General features: G+C 42.8%; 3 protein-coding genes and 1 pseudogene. 3 read left to right on the top strand and 1 reads right to left on the bottom strand.

Annotated elements, in window-relative coordinates; translation table 11 throughout:
• The coding region (locus A3757_RS26480; protein WP_197469846.1) for a hypothetical protein at positions 1–676 on the top strand (676 nt) is incomplete at its 5' end.
• A 14-nt stretch (positions 677–690) separates the two neighbouring features.
• Entirely contained in the window at positions 691–1731 is a 1041-nt protein-coding gene (locus A3757_RS05735; RefSeq protein WP_068554501.1) for a substrate-binding domain-containing protein, read from the top strand.
• 66 nt (positions 1732–1797) lie between these two features.
• Here A3757_RS05735 and A3757_RS05730 read toward each other — a convergent pair whose 3' ends face one another.
• A complete protein-coding gene (locus A3757_RS05730) occupies positions 1798–2307 on the bottom strand; it encodes an RNA methyltransferase (RefSeq protein ID WP_068554499.1) in 510 nt (169 codons plus the stop codon).
• A gap of 192 nt (positions 2308–2499) precedes the next feature.
• Between A3757_RS05730 and A3757_RS05725 the strand changes: the two are divergent.
• A pseudogene (locus A3757_RS05725) lies at positions 2500–4398 on the top strand (hypothetical protein); the annotation flags it as partial.

The raw sequence follows: 4398 nt of genomic DNA, 5'->3' as shown, positions 1-4398 counted from the left end.
TGCTAGATATAGTGAAGAGTTTGCTAGTGTCTTTAATCCATACTTCAAAGGTAACAGTGACCTTGTCAAACCATACCAATATGGGTGGTTGAATGAGGTCATTGTTCTGGATGAAAAGGGCAATGCGAAACAGATAAAAGTGTATGCAGCTGGTCGTTTATTCGCGAGTTCCTATCTCGTGATGCCAGACAATAAAACCGTTTACTCTCACGACGCTAACTCAGGCAATTTGTACGTATTTATTGCTGAAGAAGCAAATAGCTTTGCTAAAGGCTCATTGTACGTAGTGACTTCAGATGGTTCGATTTCCTTGGTTGAACTAGGTAAATCAAGCGCCTTAACGATGAAGTTTAAACTAAAGAAAGTCGATTTTAGTAAGCTGTATAAAAAGGGTGCAGTTTCGAATGGTTCTTGTGAAGCGTCGTTTACTTATATTGATACTGTGTATGGTAAAGAATGCTTAAAAGTCCAAAAGAAGAATCGTAAGTATGTTGGTCAGTTTGAGCCTATCAGGGCGTCTGCTATGAAGGGAGTGCAACCTCTTTTACCCGAGGTAGAAAGTATCAGGTTTGATCGTAATAAAAATGAAATAATTGTCGTTGATAATAGGGCGCAAGAGAAACGGTACTCGCTGGTTAGCAGTGCGGAATACGGTTCTAATTTTATTATCCAGTAATTATAGAGGTAACTATGGCAAAGCTAGCGAGCCTAATTGCGCTGTGCGTGTTTACATTCTCAGTTCAAGCGCGTGATCAAATCAAAATTGTGGGCAGTTCCACAGTGTATCCTTTCGCAAGCTTCGTGGCCGAAGAGTTTGGTAGCGTGTCTCGATACCCTACGCCTGTGGTGGAATCAACGGGTACTGGTGGTGGCATGAAGCTATTTTGCACTGATAACAGCCTGGATTCTCCGGATATCACCAATGCAAGTCGTCGCATAAAAATCAAAGAGCTTCATCTTTGTGAACGTAATGGCGTAAGCAATATTACCGAAGTTATGTTTGGTTATGATGGTATTGTCTTGGCTCAATCCAAAGCCAATAAGCCTTTCAATGTATCAAAGAAAGACATGCTGCTTGCTTTGGCGAAAAAGGTGCCTAACAAAGAAGGCACGGCACTAATCGACAACCCATATACAAATTGGAATCAAATCAATCCGGCACTACCAGATCGTAAGATTACGGTTTACGGCCCGCCAATCAGTTCGGGTACACGAGACGCATTTGAAGAGATTGTCCTTCAGTACCAAACTGAAGAAATGAAGGTTTATCGTGATGCTGGTCTAAAGGGTTATCGTGTCATTCGTTCTGACGGTGTTTACATACCTAGTGGCGAAAACGATAACTTGATTGTTAAGCAGTTAACTAAAGATAAACTAGCGCTAGGGATTTTCGGCTACAGCTTCTTGACTGAAAACGAAGACACGATTGCTGGTGTTGATATTGATAATGTATCGCCTAGCAGCGAATCCATTGCCAGTAAGGACTATCCAATTTCAAGAAGCCTGTTCTTCTACGTTAAGAATGATCATATTGAGAAGGTTCCAGCAATTAAGGAATATATCGAGATGTTCTTGAATGTCGATATTATTGGTGAGGATGGTTTATTGACCGAAATTGGGCTTATCCCAATGGGTGAAGAAGAGATTGATCACAGCCTTAGTGAAGCGCTTGAGCAAAAGCAGCTTGAGCTAGATGTGTTAGAAGATGCGCTGCATGTAAGCCAGCGCTAATAGCTTAATGTTTAATAAAAAAGGGAGTGAATTATGTTCACTCCCTTTTTTATTTGTAATTGATTGCTATTTAAGCGTGAGCCTGTTGTTAAAGTTCCGGCTTTTTTTGATGAGCTCATCGCCAAAGTTTTGGTCGTACTTAGAAATGCGATCATAAAGTACGATATTAACTGACATCGCCACGTTCAGGCAGCCGGTAGTTGGTATGAAAACAGTTTCATCTGCGCGGTCAATAATCTCCTGGCTTAATGAGCCATCCTCAGGACCAAAGACATAAAATGCCTTGTTAGGGTGGTTAAATTGGGGTAGGGGTGTCGCACCTTCTACCAGCTCTACGCATACTAGTTTGTAGTCGTCATGCACTGCATCAGCTAGGTTATCTACTTCGCTAAGGCTAACTTTTTCTTCGCTCTTTTGAGTGTCAGTATGGAAGCGCGCTGCTCGGTTATAGCGCCCATCTTTGTCGGTAAAATAGACGTGCTTTGCATTGAAGCAATAGGCCGCTCGAAGAACGACAGCTACGTTTGTAGGTGTTTTAGGCTTGCTTAGGCCGATACTAATTTCATTATCAATCATTACTTAACCTAGTAAGGGCTTGGGTTGGTTCGCCGGTCTGGTGTTGCGTTAATTTTACAGCTTCGTCGCTGTCAATCAATTGTCATAAACATGAAGCATAACTGTAATCTGACTGTCATCAAATATTTATATCGTTCCCGTGGTTCAAATTATTTATGCAATAACGCCTTAATAACAATGTGGATACACAATATGAATTTTAAGCTTTCGAATTTAAAAACTTTAGCAAGTGCTAGTGTTTTAATGTCTGCAGTTGCTCTCACTGGTTGTGGTGGTAGCTCATCTTCAGGCTTTTCTGTTTCTACCGCTACTGCTGACTACGTTGCAGAAAACCTAACTTTGAAAGGTGACTTCGCAGAGGATGTAACACTACTTGCTGGTCAAACTTATAAGATCGACGGCGAAGTTAACTTCTTAGACGGGACTACTTTAACAATTCCTGCTGGTACGACGTTGTACGGTGCGACAGGTTCTTCTTACCTTGCTATTAACCGTGGTGCGCAGATTTTTGCTGAAGGTGCTGAAAATAGCCCAATCATATTTACTTCTGCACAGGATATCGCGGGCACTGCTGGTCAGAATGATCAGGGTCAATGGGGTGGTCTGACAATTCTAGGTAGCTCTGAAAACAATAAAGGCGAGCGCACTTATGAAGCTGGCACGCAGGCATATGGCCCAATCAATGGCGTAGCAGATGCAACGGATAACAGCGGTATTCTTGACTACGTGATCATTAAATATTCTGGTTACGCAATTGAAAAAGACAAAGAGCTAAATGGTTTGTCTCTAGGTTCAGTTGGTAGCGGTACTCAAATTAGCAACATCGCTATCGTTGGTTCTGCAGATGATGGTATTGAGCTTTGGGGTGGTACGGTTGATGTTGATGGTCTGTACATCTACAACGCAGGTGATGATTCAATCGATACTGACCAGGGTTATATCGGCACTCTTTCAAACGTTTACGTTCAGCAAGTTGTTGTTGATGATGAGATTGACTCACGTGCAATCGAAGCTGACTCGCACAGCACTGACGATTCAGGCACACCAATTGCTAAGCCAACGCTTGAAAATGCAACACTAGATACAATCGGTCGCGCTATTCGTCTTCGTGAAGGTACAGGCTACGTATTTGACAACGTGCAAGTTAATGTTAAGTCTTCAAGTGCTGATGCATCACTAATTGGTACACAGGTTGATGACGGTGAAGGTGGTACCGAAGAGTACACTGAAGCTGACTACATTGCAGACATCGCAGCAATCCGTGTAAGTGATACTGCTGTAACTGGTGATGAAATTGAAACAGCAGGTGCTGGTATCGCGATCAAGAATGACGCAGTTGAGTTAGTGATTGATGATGCTGTAACAGGCGACATCGGTGCTGACGGTATCATCACTAGTGGTAAGGGTATCTATCGTGACGAAGGTACACGTGACATTTTCCGTGCACTTGGTGATGTACATGAAACAGTCGGTGTTTCTGGTGATATGGTTGACGAAGCATATCTAGACTCTTCTGGTGTAGCATTTGCTGCAGAAGTTGATGCTGACAACGCTGTAACTGGTGTTGATTTGAGCATCTTCGAATGGGCATTGGCAGAGGTTAACGATCAGGCTGTTTCAGTTATTAGTGGCGACATCACAAGCGATACAACACTAACTAGCGATAGCTTGTATGCAATCACTGGTGAAGTGAATGTTGTTGACGGTGTTACGCTTACTATTGAAGCTGGAACAACACTTTTCGGTGCTTCAGGTAACTCTTACCTAGCGATAAACCGTGGTGCAATGATTGATGCTCAAGGTACAGAGTCAAACCCAATCATCTTTACGTCTGCTCAAGACGTTGCTGGTCTTAATACTGGTGACGAGCAGGGTCAATGGGGTGGCTTGACTATCCTTGGTCAATCTACCAACAACAAAGGCGAGCGTACTTATGAAGCTGGTACTCAGTCTTATGGTCCTGACGCTGGTGTAACGATTGCGGACGATAACAGTGGAACACTGACTTACGTTGCGATCAAATACTCTGGTTATGAAGTAGAAAAAGACAAAGAGCTTAACGGTCTTTCTCTTGGTTCTGTAGGTTCAGGT

Source organism: Oleiphilus sp. HI0117, from assembly GCF_001635235.1.
The sequence above is the reverse complement of the archived record's forward strand: the minus strand, read 5'-3'. Positions and strand labels throughout refer to the sequence as shown.